Origin of the sequence: Rhizobium sp. 268, from assembly GCF_036571585.1 — a bacterium.
GTDB classification, from domain to species: Bacteria; Pseudomonadota; Alphaproteobacteria; order Rhizobiales; family Rhizobiaceae; genus Rhizobium; species Rhizobium redzepovicii.
The window spans coordinates 1-518 of record NZ_JAPPSO010000080.1; the positions used below are offsets into that span (position 1 = coordinate 1).

The 518-nt window shown below is 63.7% G+C and carries 1 protein-coding gene; it reads left to right on the forward strand.

From position 1 onward, the window contains the following. Positions 1 to 518 (forward strand): zinc-binding dehydrogenase (locus OS035_RS33530; protein WP_331815704.1); only part of this gene is annotated, 518 nt, incomplete at both ends.

The following is a 518-nucleotide window of genomic DNA, read 5'->3' on the forward strand; positions in this document are numbered from 1 at the left end:
ATCGGCCTCAACGTGCTGCAGGGGCTCAGGCTCGCCGGCGCCGACATGATCATCGGCGTCGACATCAATCCTGACCGCAAGGCCTGGGGCGAGAAGTTCGGCATGACGCATTTCGTCAATCCGAAGGAGGTGGGCGACGACATCGTGCCGCATCTCGTCAACATGACCAAACGCAATGGCGACCTGATCGGCGGCGCCGACTACACCTTCGACTGCACCGGCAACACCAAGGTGATGCGCCAGGCGCTGGAGGCCTCCCACCGCGGCTGGGGCAAATCGATCATCATCGGCGTTGCCGGGGCCGGCCAGGAGATCTCCACCCGTCCGTTCCAGCTGGTCACCGGTCGCAACTGGATGGGCACCGCCTTCGGCGGCGCGCGCGGGCGCACCGACGTGCCGAAGATCGTCGACTGGTACATGCAGGGCAAGATCCAGATCGACCCGATGATCACCCACACCATGCCGCTCGACGACATCAACAAGGGCTTCGAGATGATGCACAAGGGCGAAAGCATTCG